15 protein-coding genes and 1 riboswitch are annotated in these 17,380 nt (G+C 63.9%); of the genes, 14 read left to right on the top strand and 1 reads right to left on the bottom strand.

All coding sequences use genetic code 11. The annotated features are described in order from the left end of the window. Positions 1-63: 63 nt before the first annotated feature. Positions 64-1,374, bottom strand: a complete 1,311-nt coding sequence (locus ACE04F_RS12455) for an MFS transporter (protein WP_486107059.1) — start codon at positions 1,372-1,374, stop codon at positions 64-66. 189 nt (positions 1,375-1,563) lie between these two features. Here ACE04F_RS12455 and ACE04F_RS12450 point away from each other — a divergent pair, with 189 nt between their 5' ends. The 14 genes from ACE04F_RS12450 to ACE04F_RS12385 all read left to right on the top strand — a co-directional run bounded on the left by ACE04F_RS12450 (position 1,564) and on the right by ACE04F_RS12385 (position 17,314). Next, on the top strand, positions 1,564-2,688 hold the full coding sequence (locus ACE04F_RS12450) for a sugar diacid recognition domain-containing protein (protein WP_486107057.1): 1,125 nt from the start codon (positions 1,564-1,566) through the stop codon (positions 2,686-2,688). A 220-nt stretch (positions 2,689-2,908) separates the two neighbouring features. Beyond that, complete coding sequence (locus ACE04F_RS12445) at positions 2,909-4,045, top strand: glycerate kinase (RefSeq protein WP_486107056.1); 1,137 nt, start codon at positions 2,909-2,911, stop codon at positions 4,043-4,045. 79 nt (positions 4,046-4,124) lie between these two features. Beyond that, positions 4,125-4,354, top strand: a riboswitch (cobalamin riboswitch). 99 nt (positions 4,355-4,453) lie between these two features. After that, positions 4,454-5,518, top strand: a complete 1,065-nt coding sequence (gene cobW, locus ACE04F_RS12440; protein ID WP_486107054.1) for a cobalamin biosynthesis protein CobW — start codon at positions 4,454-4,456, stop codon at positions 5,516-5,518. A 3-nt stretch (positions 5,519-5,521) separates the two neighbouring features. Then, positions 5,522-9,295: a cobaltochelatase subunit CobN gene (gene cobN / locus ACE04F_RS12435; RefSeq protein ID WP_486107052.1), complete on the top strand. Its 3,774-nt coding sequence runs from the start codon at positions 5,522-5,524 to the stop codon at positions 9,293-9,295. Between the two features lie 173 nt (positions 9,296-9,468). Beyond that, the gene (locus ACE04F_RS12430; protein ID WP_486107050.1) at positions 9,469-10,476 is read left to right on the top strand and encodes a magnesium chelatase ATPase subunit I; all 1,008 of its coding nucleotides are present in this window, start codon (positions 9,469-9,471) and stop codon (positions 10,474-10,476) included. Between the two features lie 101 nt (positions 10,477-10,577). After that, the gene (locus tag ACE04F_RS12425) at positions 10,578-11,135 is read left to right on the top strand and encodes a vWA domain-containing protein (RefSeq protein ID WP_486107048.1); all 558 of its coding nucleotides are present in this window, start codon (positions 10,578-10,580) and stop codon (positions 11,133-11,135) included. A 200-nt stretch (positions 11,136-11,335) separates the two neighbouring features. After that, positions 11,336-12,982 carry a phospholipase D-like domain-containing protein gene (locus ACE04F_RS12420; RefSeq protein WP_486107046.1) on the top strand — a complete coding sequence of 549 codons (1,647 nt, stop codon included), beginning with the start codon at positions 11,336-11,338 and terminating at the stop codon, positions 12,980-12,982. A gap of 64 nt (positions 12,983-13,046) precedes the next feature. Beyond that, positions 13,047-13,295 carry a type II toxin-antitoxin system Phd/YefM family antitoxin gene (locus ACE04F_RS12415; RefSeq protein WP_486107044.1) on the top strand — a complete coding sequence of 83 codons (249 nt, stop codon included), beginning with the start codon at positions 13,047-13,049 and terminating at the stop codon, positions 13,293-13,295. Beyond that, positions 13,285-13,566 (top strand): type II toxin-antitoxin system RelE family toxin, encoded by a 282-nt coding sequence (locus ACE04F_RS12410; RefSeq protein ID WP_486107042.1) that lies wholly within the window; start codon positions 13,285-13,287, stop codon positions 13,564-13,566. The genes ACE04F_RS12415 and ACE04F_RS12410 overlap by 11 nt, the downstream gene beginning before the upstream one ends. Before the next feature lie 294 nt (positions 13,567-13,860). Beyond that, positions 13,861-14,709 (top strand): transporter substrate-binding protein, encoded by an 849-nt coding sequence (locus ACE04F_RS12405; protein ID WP_305495318.1) that lies wholly within the window; start codon positions 13,861-13,863, stop codon positions 14,707-14,709. 54 nt (positions 14,710-14,763) lie between these two features. Beyond that, entirely contained in the window at positions 14,764-15,426 is a 663-nt protein-coding gene (locus ACE04F_RS12400) for an amino acid ABC transporter permease (RefSeq protein WP_186609149.1), read from the top strand. A gap of 9 nt (positions 15,427-15,435) precedes the next feature. Further along, positions 15,436-16,098: an amino acid ABC transporter permease gene (locus ACE04F_RS12395; protein WP_486107039.1), complete on the top strand. Its 663-nt coding sequence runs from the start codon at positions 15,436-15,438 to the stop codon at positions 16,096-16,098. Then, positions 16,095-16,901 (top strand): amino acid ABC transporter ATP-binding protein, encoded by an 807-nt coding sequence (locus ACE04F_RS12390; protein ID WP_486107037.1) that lies wholly within the window; start codon positions 16,095-16,097, stop codon positions 16,899-16,901. The genes ACE04F_RS12395 and ACE04F_RS12390 overlap by 4 nt, the downstream gene beginning before the upstream one ends. Positions 16,902-16,924: 23 nt before the next feature. After that, positions 16,925-17,314 carry a RidA family protein gene (locus tag ACE04F_RS12385; RefSeq protein WP_486107035.1) on the top strand — a complete coding sequence of 130 codons (390 nt, stop codon included), beginning with the start codon at positions 16,925-16,927 and terminating at the stop codon, positions 17,312-17,314. The last annotated feature ends 66 nt before the right edge of the window (positions 17,315-17,380 follow it).

The following is a 17,380-nucleotide window of genomic DNA, read 5'->3' as shown; positions in this document are numbered from 1 at the left end:
CCTCTACAGTGACTGACACGGCGCTTTCGCGAGCAGGCTCGCTCCCACAGGAGGCAAACCGCGTCAGCCCCGCAGGGTGCGCGTCATGCGCAACGCCAGCAGGCTGCCGCAGACGATCACTGCCGCCAGCACATAAAGCGCCGCATCGGTCGAGCCGGTGGCGTCCTTGACCCAGCCCACCAGGTACGGGCTGAGGAAGCCGGCCATCTGGCCCATGGAATTGATCAACGCCAGGCCGCCGGCCGCCGCACCCGCGCTGAGCAGGGCGGTGGGCACCGGCCAGAACATCGGCAGGCCGGTGAGGGCGCCCATGGTGGCGATGGTCAGGCCGAGGATGGCGATGGCCGGCGTAGTGGCGAAATTGACGGCGATCAGCAGCCCGACCGCACCCATCAGCATCGGCACGACCAGATGCCAGCGGCGCTCCTTGCGCAGGTCCGCCGAGCGGCCCACCAGCAGCATGAACACCGCCGCCAGCAGATAGGGGATCGCACTCAGCCAGCCGATTACCAGGTTATCGCTGAAACCCAGGTTCTTAATGATCGACGGCAGCCAGAAGTTGATCGCGTACACGCCGCTCTGGATACAGAAGTACACCAGGCCGAAGGCCCAGATCGCCGGGTTCCTGAATACGGCTGCCAGGGAATCGGTGGTGGTCTTCGGCTTGTTGGCCAGGTCTTCGGCATGGTCGGCGGTGAGCACGGCGCGCTCATGGTCGGTCAGCCACTTGGCATTGGCGAATGTGTCGCTGAGCAGGAAGAACGCCAGGCCCCCGAGGATCACCGTCGGCACGCCTTGCAGCAGGAACATCCACTGCCAGCCCGCCAGGCCACCCTGGCCAGCGGCGAAATGGTTGAGGATCCAGCCGGAAAACGGGCTGCCGAGCAGGCCGGACACCGGGATGGCCGACATGAACAGCGCCATGATCCGGCCGCGACGGAACGTCGGGAACCACTGCGAGAGGTACAGCACCACGCCAGGGAAGAACCCGGCCTCGGCTGCACCAGTGAACAGGCGCAAGGTATAGAACCCGGTCGGGGTGGTGACGAACAGCAGGCAGGTCGACAGCGTGCCCCAGGTGATCATCATCAGCGCGATCCAGCGCCGCGGGCCGAATTTTGTCAGTGCCAGGTTGCTCGGCACGCCACACAGCACGTAGCCGATGAAGAAGATCCCGGCACCAAGGCCGTACACGGTTTCGCTGAATTTCAGCGCATCGAGCATCTGCAACTTGGCGAAGCCAACGTTGACCCGGTCCAGGTAGTTGAACAGGTAGCAGATGAAGATGAAGGGGATCAAGCGCAGGGTGATGCGCTTGTAGACGGTATTTTTTTCGTCGGGGGTAGCCAGGAGGGCTGCTGCGCTCTGGGACATGGCGAGTCTCTCTTTATTATGATTTTGGCGTGCCAAGGGGTAACGTTGACCGCCCCTTGAGTCTCGCCAGCCTGAGGGCCCGTGTCTTTGTGCCGGGGCACAGGGTTTGCGCGCGGACCCTGTGCGGCTGACCAATCGCGCTGAAGCATTACACCCAAAAACAAGAAGCCTGCTTACAAGGAATCGCCCATGTTCGAACTCGATCACGACCTCGCCCAGGACATCGTCGACCGGGCGATGGCGATTCTGCCCTATAACGTCAACGTCATGGATAACCAGGGCCTGATCCTTGCCAGTGGCGAGCGCGAGCGCATCAATACCCGTCACGAGGGTGCGCAGCTGGTCCTGGCGAATGGGCGGGTGGTGGAAATCGACGAGCACACCGCCGTGCACCTCAAGGGCGTGCAGCCAGGAATCAACCTGCCGTTGATGCTCGACCAGCGGTTGATCGGCGTGCTCGGCATCACCGGCGAACCCGCGCAATTGCGCACCTACGCCGAACTGGTGCGCATGACCGCCGAAATGCTGCTCGCCCAGCGCAACCAGCAGGCCGAGCAGCAATGGCGGCGCCAGCGTTGCGATGATTTACTGGCGCTGCTGCTGGGCGATGCCGGGGATTCGCCACGGTTGCTCGACGAAGCCCAGCAGATGGGCCTCAAGCCGCAGCTGTCGCGGGTGCCGTACCTGTTTGAATTGGGCAAGGAACATGGGCCCGGGCAAACCGTCGAGGCGCTGAGCGCGTGGTTGATGTCGCGCTACCCGGACAGCTGGTGCCTGAGCTCGTCCAAATCTTCTTTGCTCTGGTGCCGGCCGGTCACGGCTTCGGTGGAGAACGAGCGCTTGCTTGGCAAGCTCGACGGGCTGGGCTGGAACATCCTCAGGGTGGCGGTGGGCGGTCAGGCCGAGGGTTTGGCCGGCCTGCGCCGTTGTTACCGGCGCGTGGCGGATTTGCTCGCTTATGGCCGTGATGTCCTGCCGCAGTCGCGCCTGTTGATCCTCAATCGTTACCGTCTGCCGGTGCTGCTCTGGCGTCATCGCAGCGACGATGCGCTGGACGAGTTGCTGGTGCCGCTGCGCAAGGTGATTGCCAAGGACAACAACGGACAACTCCTGGCGACCCTGCGCAGCTGGTGCGAACACGACGGCCAGAGCCAGGCCTGCGCCGACGCGCTGGGCATCCACCGCAACAGCCTGCGCTATCGCATGGAACGCATCGCCGAGCTCAGCGGCGTGGACCCGCTCAGGCTGGATGGGATGTTGGCGTTGTATCTAGGCGTCCAACTGTTGCCCCATGATCAAAATTATCCGGCGTGATCCCTTCGCGGGCAGGCTCGCTCCCACATTGGATCTGCTGTGATCCCATATCCAGTAGAAAATACTTGTGGGAGCGAGCCTGCTCGCGAAGAGGCCAGCAATGCCGAACCGCCATTTTTGTGAAATTGACCAATAATGCCAAGGGAGTTTTGTGCGGCGGACCGGCGTCAGGGCTGCGGTCAGCTGGCAGCATGCTGTGCATCGGAACCGGAGAACAAAAATGAAAATAATCATCGCCCCCGACTCGTTCAAGGACAGTCTCAGCGCCCAGGGCGTGGCGGACGCGATTGCCCAGGGGTTGGCCGAGGTCTGGCCGGATGCGCAGTTGATCAAATGCCCGATGGCCGACGGCGGGGAAGGGACGGTGGAGTCGGTGTTGGCGGCCTGCAACGGCCAATGGCGTCGCGCCCGGGTTCGCGGGCCCTTGGGCGCCGCTGTCGAGGCCCGCTGGGGCTGGCTGCCCGACAGCGGCACCGCGATCATCGAGATGGCCGAGGCCAGCGGCCTGCAACTGTTGCCGCCGGGGCAGCGCGACGCGTGTTCCAGCAGCACCTTCGGCACCGGCGAACTGATTCGCGCAGCGCTCGATGCAGGCGCTGGCCGGGTGATCCTGGCGATCGGCGGCAGCGCCACCAACGACGGCGGTGCCGGGGCGATGCAGGCCCTGGGCGTGGCGCTGCTGGACGCCCAGGGCCAATCGCTGCGGCCCGGCGGCCTGGCCCTGGGCAAACTGGCGCGCATTGACCTGAACGAGTTGGATCCGCGCCTGGCCGGGGTGCGTTTCGAGATCGCCGCCGACGTCGATAACCCCTTGTGCGGGCCCCATGGCGCCTCAGCGGTGTTCGGTCCGCAGAAGGGCGCTTCTGCCGAACAGGTGCAGCAACTGGATCGCGCGCTGGGGCATTTCGCCGAACACTGCGCCCAGGCGCTGCACCGGGACGTGCGCGACGAACCGGGCAGTGGCGCCGCCGGAGGCCTGGGCTTCGCCGCCAAGGCCTTTCTCCAGGCCCGGTTTCGCACCGGCGTGGAAGTCGTTGCGCAATTGACCGGCCTGGCCGAGGCGATCAATGGGGCCGATCTGGTGATCACCGGTGAAGGCCGTTTCGATGCCCAAACCCTGCGCGGCAAAACGCCTTTTGGCGTGGCCCGCATTGCCCGGCGCCAAGGTATACCGGTGGTGGTCATTGCCGGCACGTTGGGGGAGGGTTACCAGGCGCTGTATGAGCATGGCATCGATGCCGCCTTTGCCCTGGCGAACGGACCGATGACGCTGCAAGAGGCCTGCACCGATGCGCCACGCCTGTTGGCCGAGCGCGCGCGGGACATCGCCCGGCTCTGGCGCGTGGCGTCCCGCTAGATCGGCCGTGCCGGTGCCGACGATGAGGCACCGGCCCCGGAGTTTGCCTCAGGAACATTGACCCGCCCGCGCACCCTGCGTAGCCTTGCGCCTTCGAGGTTCTTTGGCGCAAGCCGAAGCTAAGAAGGGAACGCGGTCCAAGCCGCGGCTGCCCCCGCAACTGTGAACGGTGCTGTTTCTGCAAGGCCACTGTGCATGCCCTTTTCAACGGGCGCACGGGAAGGCGCAGCAAATTGTCGGTCCAGGCTCTGTATGAGCGTGGACCGGCCCGCCGTCAGCCAGGAGACCTGCCTCGACAACAGATTCTCACTACAACCGGGCGGGGTGATCCGGTGGCGAAATCTTCCGCGCGCGTCTGTGCCAGCGGTTGTCGTCCCGTTTGCCCGCCACCTTGCCAAAGGGCATCCGATGAAAACACTGGCCAAACTCCCCGTCACCATCGTCACCGGTTTCCTCGGCTCGGGTAAGACCACCTTGCTGCGGCACATGCTCGACAACGCCCAGGGCCGGCGCATCGCGGTCATCGTCAACGAATTCGGCGAGCTTGGTATCGACGGTGAGATTCTCAGGCAGTGCTCCATCGGTTGCACCGAAGAAGAAGCCAGCGGCCGGGTCTACGAATTGGCCAACGGTTGCCTGTGCTGCACCGTGCAGGAAGAGTTTTTCCCGGTGATGCGCGAGCTGGTGGCCCGTCGCGGCGACCTCGACCATATCCTCATCGAAACCTCTGGCCTGGCCCTGCCCAAGCCCTTGGTCCAGGCCTTCCAGTGGCCGGAAATTCGCAGCGCCTGCACGGTCGATGCGGTGATTACCGTGGTTGACAGCCCGGCCGTCGCCGCCGGTACTTTCGCCGCGTTCCCCGACCAGGTCGATGCCCAGCGCAAACTGGACCCTAACCTGGATCACGAATCGCCGCTGCACGAGCTGTTCGCCGATCAACTGGCCAGCGCCGACCTGGTGATCCTCAACAAGGCCGACCTGATCAGCTCTGAAGACCTGGCGAAAGTCCGCCTGGAAGTCGCCGAAGAATTGCCGCCAGCGGTCAAGGTCATCGAAGCCAGCAGCGGTCGCCTGCCGCTGGATGTGCTGATCGGCCTGGGCGCCGGCTCCGAAGAGCACATCGACAGCCGCCACAGCCACCACGATCACCACCATGACGGCGATGATGACGACCACGATCATGACGCCTTCGACTCGATCTCCCTGGAACTGCCCCAGGCCGATGAAAGCTTGCTGCTGGATGCGCTGACGCAACTGGTGATCCAGCATGACGTGCTGCGGGTCAAGGGTTTCGCGGCGATCCCGAACAAGCCGATGCGCTTGTTGATCCAGGGCGTCGGCACGCGCTTCGACAAGCATTTCGACCGTCAGTGGGGCGCCGACGAAGCGCGGGTCACGCGGCTGGTGCTGATCGGCCAGGCGCTGGATGCCGGGCTGCTTGAAGCGCAGCTGCGCGCCGCCCTCAGCGTCTAAGCCATGCACCTGCTCAGGACCCAGCCCGGCGGTTTTGTCTCGGATGACAACATCGCCGACCTCGGACAAACTCCCGCCGAGCTGGTGATCCTGTGCAGCGGCGATTCCAGCCTGGCGCTGCTGGCCGAAGCAGCGCGGCAATTGCCGGACGACTACCCGCAGTTTCGCCTCGCCAACCCGATGCAGGTGCAGAATCACGCGTCGGTGGACCTGTATGTCGACGACGTACTGCGCCACGCCAAGGTCATCCTGTTGTCGCTGCACGGTGGCATCGGCTATTGGCGCTACGGCATCGAGCGCCTGATGGAACTGGCCGCGCGCGGCGTGAAGCTGATCCTGGTGCCGGGGGATGATCGCCCCGACCCGGAGCTCAGCGACCTGAGCAACGTAGCGTTCGAGGATCGCGACCGGCTCTGGCAGTTCTTGCGCCAGGGCGGATTGGCCAATGCCCTGAACCTGTTCCATCACCTCGGCAGCCAATGGTTTGCGCGCGATTATCCGTGGGCCGAACCGCAGCCCTTGCCGCGCACAGCGATCTACCACCCCGCACAAACCCACGCGACCCTCGATCATTGGCAAGCCGACTGGCGCGCCGACGAACCGGTGGCGGCGGTGCTGTTCTATCGCTCACACCTGCAAGCGGCGAACACGGCTTTCATCGACGTATTCTGCCAGCGCCTGCAAGCGACGGGGCTCAATCCGCTGCCGATCGCGGTGGCCAGCCTCAAGGAGCCAGGTTGTCTGGCACAGGTGGAAGATTGGTTGGACGAGGCCGCGGCGGGGGTGATTCTCAACACCACCGGCTTCGCCCAATCCAGCCCTGAAGCACCGCATCTGCGGCCGTTTCGCCGCGACATCCCGGTGATCCAGGCGATTTGCGCGCAGGACAATGAGCCCGGCTGGCGCGCCAGCGAACAAGGCCTGGGGCCACGCGACCTGGCGATGCACATTGCCTTGCCGGAACTGGACGGGCGGATCATCAGCCGGCCCATCAGTTTCAAGGACCTGGCCTGGCGCAGCGAGCGCAGCCAGAGCGATGTGGTCTGCTACCGGGCGGTGCCCGAGCGTATGGATTTCGTTGCCGAGCTGGCCCGGCGCTGGACGGCGCTGGCGCGTCTGCCCAACCGCGAAAAGCGCGTGGCGCTGATCCTCGCCAACTACCCGACCCGCGATGGGCGCATCGGCAACGGCGTCGGCCTGGACACGCCAGCGGCGGCGCTGACCATCCTTCGCGCCCTGCAGGCCGAGGGCTATCCGCTGGCGGCCGAGCTGCCGGCCAGCGGCACCGCATTGATCCAGCAGTTGCTCGGCGGCGTCAGCAACGATCTCGACAGTCTGGACTTGCGCCCGTGTCATCAAAGCCTGGCCCTGGACGCCTATCAAGCCCTGTTCGACGCGCTGCCCGAGGCCAACCGCGACGCGGTATTGGCCCGTTGGGGCGCGCCCGAGCAGGACCCGATGTTCCGCCAAGGTCGGCTGATGGTCGCCGGGTTGCGCCTGGGCCTGACGTTTATCGGCATCCAGCCGGCGCGCGGGTATCAGCTTGACCCGAGCGCGGTCTACCACGACCCGGACCTGGTGCCGCCCCACGGTTACCTGGCGTTCTATTTCTGGTTGCGCCACGCCTACGGCGCCCATGCGCTGATCCACGTCGGTAAGCACGGCAACCTCGAGTGGCTGCCGGGCAAGGGCGTCGGGCTCTCGGAAAGCTGCTGGCCGGATGCGCTGCTCGGGCCGCTGCCGAATATCTACCCGTTCATCGTCAACGACCCGGGCGAGGGCGCCCAGGCCAAGCGGCGCACCCAGGCGGTGATCATCGACCACCTGATGCCGCCGCTGACCCGGGCCGAAACCTATGGGCCGCTGCGCAACCTCGAACTGCTCGCGGACGAATACTACGAGGCGCAACTGCTCGACCCGCGCCGCGCCCGAGAGCTGCAGCGGGACATTCTCAACCTGGTGCGCGAGACCCATATCGACCGCGAACTGCAACTCGACGCCGCCCTCGACAGCGACGCCGACGCGGCGATCTGGCTGCCACGGCTGGACACCTACCTGTGCGACCTGAAGGAGTCGCAGATTCGCGATGGCTTGCATATCTTCGGCGAGTCGCCCGGCGGACGGTTGCGTATCGACACCTTGCTGGCGTTGCTGCGCATTCCCCGTGGCGACGGCAAGGGCGCGCAGTCGAGTTTGTTGCGGGCCCTGGCGAAGGCGTTCGGGCTGGGGTTCGATCCGCTTGACTGTGACTTGGCCGAGCCATGGACCGGGACGCGGCCCGAGGCCTTGGGCGAGGTCAGCGCCGAGCGTTGGCGCAGCGTCGGTGATACCCGCGAGCGCCTGGAGTTGTTTGCCGCACGGTTGATCGAACAGGCCCTGGAAGGTCCGGTCGAGCAGCTCGACGCGCCGGGCTGGGACGCGGTGGGCTGCATCATCGAGCACCTGCGCGGCGTCGTCGCGCCGCGCCTCGACGCCTGTGGCCCGGCGGAAATGCGCGGCTTGCTTGACGCCCTCGGCGGGCGCTTCGTGCCGGCCGGCCCCAGCGGCGCGCCGAGTCGTGGACGCCTGGATGTGCTGCCGACCGGACGCAATTTTTTCTCCGTCGATGTGCGCAACCTGCCCACCACCACGGCGTGGCGCATCGGTTTCCAATCGGCCAATCTGATCCTCGAACGGCACTTGCAGGACCATGGCGATCACCTGCGCCAGCTCGGCCTGTCGGTGTGGGGCACCGCGACCATGCGCACCGGTGGCGATGACATTGCCCAGGCCATGGCGCTGATGGGCGTGCGCCCGGTGTGGGCCACGGGCAGCCAGCGCGTCGACGATTTCGAGATCCTGCCGTTGAGCCTGCTGGACCGGCCGCGGGTCGATGTGACACTGCGGGTTTCCGGGTTCTTCCGGGACGCCTTCGCCAACCTGATCCGCCTGTTCGATGCGGCGGTGCAGGCCGTTGCGGCTCTCGATGAGCCGGACGACATGAACCCGCTGGCGGCGAAAGTCCGCAGCGAATGCGAAGCCTTGCGGCAAGCCGGACTGCCGTTGGAAGACGCGACGCGCCAGGCCGGCTGGCGGATCTTCGGCGCCAAGCCCGGCGCCTACGGCGCGGGCGTGCAGGGCGCGGTTGACGGGCGCCTCTGGCAGAGCCGCGAAGACCTCGCCGAGGTGTACCTCAATTGGGGCGGCTACGCGTACGGCGCCAGTGATGAGGGCACCGCCGCGCGGGCTCAGTTCAGCCGGCGCCTGAGCCAGGTGCAAGCGGTGCTGCAGAACCAGGACAACCGCGAGCACGACCTGCTCGATTCCAACGATTATTACCAGTTCCAGGGCGGCATGCTCGCCGCCGTTGAAACCCTGAGTGGCGAAGCCGCGGCCAGTTACCACGGCGATCACAGCCAGCCGGACTTGCCGAAAATCCGCACCCTGAAGGAAGAGCTCAACCGGGTCATCCGTTCTCGGGCGGCCAATCCGAAGTGGATCGACGGGGTCAAGCGCCATGGTTACAAGGGCGCGTTCGAACTGGCGGCGACGGTGGACAACCTGTTTGCCTTCGACGCTACCACGCAGTTGATCGACGACCACCAGTACGCGTTGCTGGCCGATGCCTACCTGCTCGATCCGGATACCCGGGACTTCGTCCGCCAGCACAACCCCGACGCCCTGCGGGACATGACCGAGCGAATGCTCGAAGCCCAGCAGCGGGGGATGTGGCAGGAGCCGGGCGACTATCGCCAGGCGCTGGAGAATCTGTTGCTGGATATCGAAGAAGATGGCTGACTGGCCGATAACTGCCGGGCTTTTATGGCGAGGGAGCTTGCTCCCGCTCGGCTGCGCGGCAGTCGTCATCCAGAAAAACACTGAAACGTCAGGTTTTTGGGGCCGCTGCGCGACCCAGCGGGAGCAAGCTCCCTCGCCACAGGGGTCCTCCTTACATTCATGAGATATTTCATATGACCGACACCGCCCATTTTCCCCTCTCCGCCGTGGTCGGCGCCGATGCGCTGAAACTGGCCCTGTGCCTGGCCGCGATCGATCCGAAGATCGGCGGTGTGCTGATCGAAGGCCCACGGGGGATGGCCAAGTCCACGCTGGCCCGGGGCCTGGCGGATCTGCTGGCAAGCGGTCAGTTCGTGACCCTGCCGCTGGGGGCCACCGAAGAACGGCTGCTGGGCACCCTCGACCTGAACGCCGCACTTGGGGAAGGCCGCGCGCAATTTTCCCCCGGCGTGCTGGCCAAGGCCGACGGTGGCGTGCTGTATGTCGATGAGGTGAACCTGTTGCCGGATCACCTGGTGGATCTGCTGTTGGACGTCGCCGCCAGCGGCACCAACCTGATCGAGCGCGACGGCATTTCCCACCGGCATCCGGCGCGTTTTGTGCTGATCGGCACCATGAACCTGGAGGAGGGCGAACTGCGTCCGCAATTGCTCGATCGTTTCGGCCTGAACGTGGCGCTCGACGGCCACACGGCGCCTGCCGAGCGCGGGCAGATCATTCGGCGGCGGCTGGATTTCGACAGCGATCCGGCGGCGTTCTGCGCCGAGTGGGAAACCGCCCAACGACAGTTGCGGGAACGCTGCCAACAGGCGCGCACGCGGTTGGCCGGGATCCCATTGGATGACACGGCGCTGGAGCAGATTACCGAGCGTTGCTTCGGCGCTGGGGTCGATGGCTTGCGCGCCGACCTCGTCTGGTTGCGGGCCGCCCGCGCTCATGCGGCCTGGCGTGGTGCGGACGCCATCGCGGCCGAAGACATCGACGCCGTCGCCGAATTTGCCTTGCGTCATCGGCGCCGCGACCCTGCGACCCAGGCGCCCGCGCCGTCCCAGGCACCGCCGCCGCGCCCGAATGAAGCGAGCGCGTCCGGCGAAGGCCAGGGCCAATGGGGTGACCTGCCGGCCCAGGCGCTGCCGAGCGGTGCCCGGCGTGACGTGCCGAGCTGGCCAAAAAAGCCCTAGGCATTCGCCCCCGGTCGTCCGCGGGGGCGAATGCCAGACCCCGTCCGGGACGGCTCGACCAGGGCCGCCAAGGCCACGGCAAAGCGGCGGCCAGCGGCGCGGTGGATTGGCCGGGCACGTTGCTAAAGGGACGTCCACGCCTGCTGGCGGATTTGCGTTTCAAATGGCGGCAGCGTTCAGCCCATGAGCTGTGGCTGGTAATCGTCGATGCGTCGGCCTCGACCCGTCACCATCGCGCCTTGAGTGACGGCAAGGGCCTGCTGGCCCAACTGTTCGATGACGCCTACCGACAGCGTGCACGGTTGGCACTGTTGACGGCCAGCGGCACCGCGCCGAGGTGGCAAGTGCAGGGGCTCAAGGCCTCCACCGGCCTGGGCGCTTGGCTCGACGCGCTGGGCGCCGGTGGCGGCACGCCGTTGCTGGCGGCGCTGGACGAGGCGCAGCGCTGGCTCACGGTCCGGCGCAAGCGCTATCCGGCAGAGCAGCAGCGGGTGTTGCTGATGACCGATGGGCGAGTCAGGGACGGGCTGGGCGTGCCGGCTCTCGAATGCCCATGCCTGTTGATCGACATCGAGCGCGGCCCGATTCGCCTGGGTAGGGCAAGGCAACTGGCGGAGCAGTTGGGAGCTGAGTATCGGCATATCGATGAAGTGCACTGACTGAACTTTGCCGTGTAACGACAGGCCCCTTCGCGAGCAGGCTCGCTCCCACAGGGTGACGGGGCTTGCACTGGTTATGTGCCCACAGCGAAACCAATGTGGGAGCGAGCCTGCTCGCGAAGGCATCACCTCGGTCCCGGACCTCTATGTTCAATCTGCATCACTGCTCTATGCTCAGGCAGTCTCCACAGGAGTGAACCATGCGCGTACTCGTCACCAACGCGAAGGACGATTTCCGGGTCAAGGCTTATGCCGGCACCAACGGCGTGTTGCTCGCCATGGACCTGGCCGAGTCCCGACGCAAGGGGCTGCTGGGTTTTGCCATCGAGAAACAGCAGGGCGCCAAACCCTGGCTGTTCCTGTTCAACAGCCTGACGTTCCCCGACAAGGCGCACACCTTTCCCCAGTTCCATGCCACGCCCAGCGACAAGGCGCCCTTGCAGAAATTTCGCTGGGCCGATTACGCCGTCAACCCTGGCGTGACGATTCATTACCGCGTGCACCTGGCCTACGGCAGTCCCGATGCACCGCAACTGGGCGAATCACTGGAGGTGAGCGTCACCAGCGATGACGGCCAGCCGGCCAACCAGCGAGTCATCTTCAATCGCGCGGTGGCCGCCAGTCAGGCGTTCCAGCGCAAGTTTCCCGAACTGGACGCACTCATTGACGCCAACAAGGACCTGTCCATCGACGACTGGCCCGACGCGCCGCGGCGCTGGCTGGAAAACGGCTTGCTGGGACGCCTGACCGGCTTCATCGATCGGGCGCTCGATGCCAACTGGGCGCTGGACGTCGCCATCTATGAGTATGAGTTGCCGGTGATCGTCGATGCGGTGAACGCCGCCCATGCCCGCGGCGCGCAGGTCAGGGTGCTGTACCACGCCGAGCCGGGGGACGACGGTACGCTGCGCAACGAAGCCAGCCTGGTAAAACTGCCGGCGGCGAACAAGCGTGGGCGGGTCACCCACAATATCTTCCATGACAAGTTCATCGTGCTGAGCAAAGTCGAAGGCAACGCGTCGCTGAAACCCGAAGCGGTGCTATGCGGCAGCACCAATTTCACCGCCAATGGCATCTACCGTCAGGCCAATGTCATTCATGTGCTGGACGAACCGCGCATCAGTGCCAGTTACCTTCAGGTGTTCGAGCAGATCTGGGCCGCACCGGAGGATGTCGATGCCACGCGCCAATGGCTGAACCGCAACAACCCCATGGTTACAGACGAGAAACTGTTCGCCGGTTTCTCGCCGCGTACCGGGCAGGGCGATCTGGATCGCTTCGTCGACATCATCGACGGCGCGCGCAAGGACCTGCTGTTCGTCACGGCGTTTGCCTTGCCCGACCGGATCCTCGATGCCTTGCTCGGCCAACCCAATGACGATGTGCTGCGCTACGGCCTGCAAAACACCACCAGCCGCATCAGCGGTTTTCACGCCGACCGCACCGCCGAATTCGCCGCCACCGCGCTGCTCAATACTGGCCTGGAAGGTTGGCTCAGGGAAAACATGAAAGGCCAGAAAGGCAACCTGCTGGTGCATACCAAAGCGGTGGTCACCGATTTCACCAGCGATGCGCCGACCATCATCAGCGGCAGCCATAATCTCAGCATCGCGGCGAGCAACGGCAACGACGAGAACTACCTCATCATCCAAGACGACACCGACCTGGCAGATCGCTACGGGCTCGAACTGCTGCGTTTCTACGAACATTACCGCTTTCGTTACTTCGCGAAAAAACTCGCCCTCAAGCAGGTCAAGCCGCTGGCGGTGGATGACAGCTGGAGCGATGACTATTACCGCGAGGGGGATCTGCGGATGTTGTCCAGGGTGAGGTTTTGTGGACGCTGAGCAGTAGCGAGAGCCGTTTTGGAGTGCTATTTTTAGCACCATTAAAAGTGCTCGAGGATATTTCATGACCCATATCGTGCTTTCTCAAGTGGTAGCCAGCATCTCCGAACTCAAGAAAAACCCCATGGGTACCGTTGCTGCGGGCGGAGGATTGTCTGTAGCGATCCTTAACCGTAACGAGCCGGCTTTCTACTGTGTTCCTGCCAAAGAGTATGAAGCCATGATGGAGCGGCTTGAGGACATCGAGCTGGTTGCACTTTGCCGCGAGCGGGAGAATGATCCGACGATCAAGGTTTCTATCGATGACTTATGAGTTGGAGTTTTCTGATAAGGCATTGAAAGAGTGGAGGAAACTGGGGGCAACGTTAAGGGCTCAGTTCAAGAACAAACTGGAGGAGCGGCTGGGCAATCCGCATGTCCAGGCGGACCGTCTCCATGGGCTCGAAGATGCCTATAAAATCAAGCTGCGCAGCGCGGGCTATCGATTGGTCTATCGCGTGATAGATGATCGCTTAGTCGTTACGGTGATTGCCGTGGGCAAGCGCGAGCGTGGCCAGGTTTATGACGAGGCTGCCAAGCGGTAAATCAAGATCGTCAACAATTCTAGAATCACTCCGTTTCGGTGCGGCAGGTGTGGTGACCCCGCACTGGCACCGATTTGGGGCCTCGCTACCCGCATCCGTGGCCAACGGTAGCAATCACGCAACGGCCCGCCGGGATGCCCTCTGGCGTTGTGTTTTTCCATCTCGCTGATTTTCCTCACTTTCCATTTTTCCCACCCATGCGCACCAAGCCTGTGGCACACTTTCTGCTATCTATTCCGTTGTTACATACCATGTTCCGGTATAGCGGAATAAACTCATCCTGGAGTGCTTGCCATGCAATGCCGACCTTCCTTGTTCAAAGCGTGTGTTTTTCTCTTCGCGGCCACGACGGCTGCCATGGGCGTCGCTCAGGCGGCCGACAGCAAGCTGGACAGCGTGCTGCAACGCGGGAAATTGATCGTGGGCACGGGCAGCACCAATGCGCCGTGGCACTTCCAGGGAGCGGATGGCAAATTGCAGGGCTTCGATATCGACATCGCCCGGATGGTCGCCAAGGGTTTGTTCAATGACCCGGAAAAAGTCGAATTCGTGGTGCAGTCTTCCGATGCGCGGATTCCCAACCTGCTGACCGATAAGGTCGACATGAGCTGCCAGTTCATCACCGTCACCGCGAGCCGAGCCCAGCAGGTGGCATTTACCTTGCCGTATTACCGCGAAGGGGTAGGCCTGCTGCTGCCGGCCAACAGCAAGTTCAAGGAAATCGAAGACCTCAAGGCTGCCGGCGACGACGTCACCGTGGCGGTGCTGCAGAACGTCTACGCCGAAGAACTCGTGCACCAGGCGCTGCCCCAGGCCAAGGTCGACCAGTACGACAGCGTCGACCTGATGTATCAGGCGGTGAACTCCGGCCGTGCCGATGCCGCTGCCACCGACCAGTCCTCGGTCAAATACCTGATGGTGCAGAACCCCGGTCGCTACCGCAGCCCGGCCTACGCCTGGAGTCCGCAAACCTATGCCTGCGCGGTCAAGCGCGGCGACCAGGACTGGTTGAACTTCGTCAACACTGCGCTGCATGAAGCCATGACCGGTGTGGAATTCCCGACCTACGCTGCGTCGTTCAAGCAGTGGTTCGGCGTCGAGCTGCCATCGCCGGCCATCGGTTTCCCCGTTGAATACAAATGACCCAGTGAGCCCGGGGCGCCAGCGTTGGGCGCCCTGTCGAAGGTGCTGCCGACCATGAATTATCAGTTGAACTTTGCCGCCGTCTGGCGCGATTTCGACACGCTGCTGGCGGGGCTTGGCCTGGGGCTTTCCCTCGCGCTGGTGTCGATCGCCATCGGTTGTGTGATCGGCCTGCTGCTGGCGTTCGCGCTGTTGAGCAAGCACCGCCTACTGCGGGTGTTGGCCTCGGTGTATGTCACGGTGATCCGCAATACACCGATCCTGGTGCTGATCCTGCTGATCTACTTCGCCTTGCCGAGCCTGGGTATTCGCCTGGACAAGCTGCCCTCGTTCGTCATCACGCTTTCGCTGTACGCCGGGGCCTACCTCACCGAAGTGTTCCGTGGCGGCCTGGTGAGCATTCACAAAGGGCAGCGGGAAGCGGGCCTGGCGATCGGCCTGGGCGAATGGCAGGTAAAGGCCTACGTCACCGTGCCGGTGATGCTGCGCAACGTGCTGCCGGCGTTGTCGAACAACTTCATTTCGCTGTTCAAGGACACCTCGCTGGCGGCGGCGATTGCCGTGCCGGAGCTGACCTACTACGCCCGCAAGATCAACGTGGAAAGCTACCGGGTGATTGAAACCTGGCTGGTCACCACGGCGCTGTATGTCGCGGCCTGTTACCTCATTGCCATGTTGCTGCGCTATTTCGAGCAGCGCCTGGCGATCCGCCGTTAGGAGCGTTCCATGTACCAATCCCCCAGTTGGTTGCAGGAGTTATGGGTCGCCCGGGAGACTTTGTGGGCCGGTTTCCTGACCAGCGTGCAATGTTCGGCCCTGGCGATTGTCTTGGGCACCTTGATCGGCGTCGTCGCCGGGTTGGCGCTGACTTATGGCCGGGTCTGGATGCGCGCGCCGTTTCGTTTCTACGTCGACCTGATTCGCGGTACGCCGGTATTTGTGCTGGTACTGGCCTGCTTCTACATGGCCCCGGCCCTGGGTTGGCAGATCGGTGCGTTCGAGGCTGGCGTCCTCGGATTGACGCTGTTCTGCGGATCCCACGTGGCCGAGATCGTGCGCGGTGCCTTGCAGGCTCTGCCCCGTGGGCAAATGGAAGCGAGCCAGGCCATCGGCCTGACGTTCTTCCAGTCGCTCGGTTATGTGCTGCTGCCCCAGGCGTTGCGGCAGATCCTGCCGACCTGGGTGAACTCCTCCACCGAGATCGTCAAGGCCTCGACCCTGCTGTCGGTGATCGGTGTCGCCGAACTGCTGCTCAGCACCCAGCAGATCATCGCCCGGACCTTCATGACCCTGGAGTTCTACCTGTTCGCCGGTTTGCTCTTTTTCATCATCAACTACGCCATCGAATTGCTCGGGCGGCACATTGAAAAGCGGGTGGCCTTGCCATGACTGACGTTTCGAATCTATCCAATACGAAGCTCTCCAACGCCCAATCGCTGCTGGACATCCGCGGCCTGCGCAAACAGTACGGCCCGCTGGAAGTGCTCAAGGGCGTGGACCTGAGCATGCAGCGCGGCAACGTGGTGACGCTGATCGGCTCCAGTGGCTCGGGCAAGACCACGCTGCTGCGTTGCGTCAACATGCTGGAAGAATTCCAGGGCGGCCGGATCGTGCTCGACGGCGAGTCCATCGGCTATGACGAGGTGGACGGCAAGCGCGTGCGTCACGCCGAAAAAGTCATCGCCCGGCACCGGGCCATGACCGGGATGGCCTTCCAGCAATTCAACCTGTTCCCGCATCTGAGCGCTTTGCAGAACGTCACCCTGGGCCTGCTCAAGGTGAAAAAACTGCCGAAGGATGAAGCGGTGGCCCTGGCCGAGAAATGGCTGCAGCGGGTCGGCCTGCTGGAACGGCGCGATCACTTTCCCGGTCAGTTGTCCGGCGGCCAGCAGCAGCGCGTGGCGATTGCCCGGGCGATCGCGATGAACCCCAGCCTGATGTTGTTCGACGAAGTGACCTCGGCCCTGGATCCGGAGCTGGTCGGCGAGGTGCTGAACGTGATCAAGGGCCTGGCCGAAGACGGCATGACCATGCTGCTGGTGACCCACGAAATGCGTTTTGCCTTCGAGGTCTCCGACAAGATCGTTTTCATGAATCAGGGCCGCATCGAAGAGCAGGGGCCGCCGAAGGAATTGTTCGAGCGCCCTCAATCGCCGCGCCTGGCGGAATTTCTCAAGAACACCCGTTTTTAAGTCCATCCAATAAGGAGTAACTCATGAGCATTACGCGCTATGGCACCGGCAGCACCGCGGGCGGCGGACAGCCGCGGCCCTTCGCTCGCGCCGTGGAGGCCGATGGCTGGTTGCACGTGTCCGGCCAGGTGCCCGCGGTGAATGGCGAGATCGTCGCTGGCGGCATCGTCGAGCAGACGCACCAGACCATGAAGAACCTGATCGCCATTCTCGAAGAGGCCGGCTATGGCCTGGAAGATGTTGTGCGCTGCGGCGTCTGGCTGGATGACCCGCGGGATTTCTGGAGTTTCAACAAGGTCTTCGGCGAATACTTCAACCCCGAACACGCCCCGGCCCGCGCCTGTGTACAGGCGAGCATGATGGTGGATTGCAAGGTCGAGATCGATTGCATTGCCTACAAGAAAAAGGCCTGAACACGATATTCTGGCGAGGCCACTTTCCGTGGCGAGGGAGCTTGCTCCCGCTGGCCTGTGCAGTAG

It is taken from the genome of Pseudomonas sp. AGC41 (genome assembly GCF_057334555.1).
Note: the sequence above shows the minus strand (reverse complement) of the source record. Positions and strands in the feature narration are given on the sequence as shown.

Excerpts from the sequence above, each read along its gene's own strand:
- ACE04F_RS12455 (WP_486107059.1), bottom strand. The coding sequence starts at position 1,374 with ATGTCCCAGAGCGCAGCAGCCCTCCTGGCTACCCCCGACGAAAAAAAT.
- ACE04F_RS12450 (WP_486107057.1), top strand. The coding sequence starts at position 1,564 with ATGTTCGAACTCGATCACGACCTCGCCCAGGACATCGTCGACCGGGCG.
- ACE04F_RS12445 (WP_486107056.1), top strand. The coding sequence starts at position 2,909 with ATGAAAATAATCATCGCCCCCGACTCGTTCAAGGACAGTCTCAGCGCC.
- cobW (WP_486107054.1), top strand. The coding sequence starts at position 4,454 with ATGAAAACACTGGCCAAACTCCCCGTCACCATCGTCACCGGTTTCCTC.
- cobN (WP_486107052.1), top strand. The coding sequence starts at position 5,522 with ATGCACCTGCTCAGGACCCAGCCCGGCGGTTTTGTCTCGGATGACAAC.
- ACE04F_RS12430 (WP_486107050.1), top strand. The coding sequence starts at position 9,469 with ATGACCGACACCGCCCATTTTCCCCTCTCCGCCGTGGTCGGCGCCGAT.
- ACE04F_RS12420 (WP_486107046.1), top strand. The coding sequence starts at position 11,336 with ATGCGCGTACTCGTCACCAACGCGAAGGACGATTTCCGGGTCAAGGCT.
- ACE04F_RS12415 (WP_486107044.1), top strand. The coding sequence starts at position 13,047 with ATGACCCATATCGTGCTTTCTCAAGTGGTAGCCAGCATCTCCGAACTC.
- ACE04F_RS12410 (WP_486107042.1), top strand. The coding sequence starts at position 13,285 with ATGACTTATGAGTTGGAGTTTTCTGATAAGGCATTGAAAGAGTGGAGG.
- ACE04F_RS12405 (WP_305495318.1), top strand. The coding sequence starts at position 13,861 with ATGCAATGCCGACCTTCCTTGTTCAAAGCGTGTGTTTTTCTCTTCGCG.
- ACE04F_RS12400 (WP_186609149.1), top strand. The coding sequence starts at position 14,764 with ATGAATTATCAGTTGAACTTTGCCGCCGTCTGGCGCGATTTCGACACG.
- ACE04F_RS12395 (WP_486107039.1), top strand. The coding sequence starts at position 15,436 with ATGTACCAATCCCCCAGTTGGTTGCAGGAGTTATGGGTCGCCCGGGAG.
- ACE04F_RS12390 (WP_486107037.1), top strand. The coding sequence starts at position 16,095 with ATGACTGACGTTTCGAATCTATCCAATACGAAGCTCTCCAACGCCCAA.
- ACE04F_RS12385 (WP_486107035.1), top strand. The coding sequence starts at position 16,925 with ATGAGCATTACGCGCTATGGCACCGGCAGCACCGCGGGCGGCGGACAG.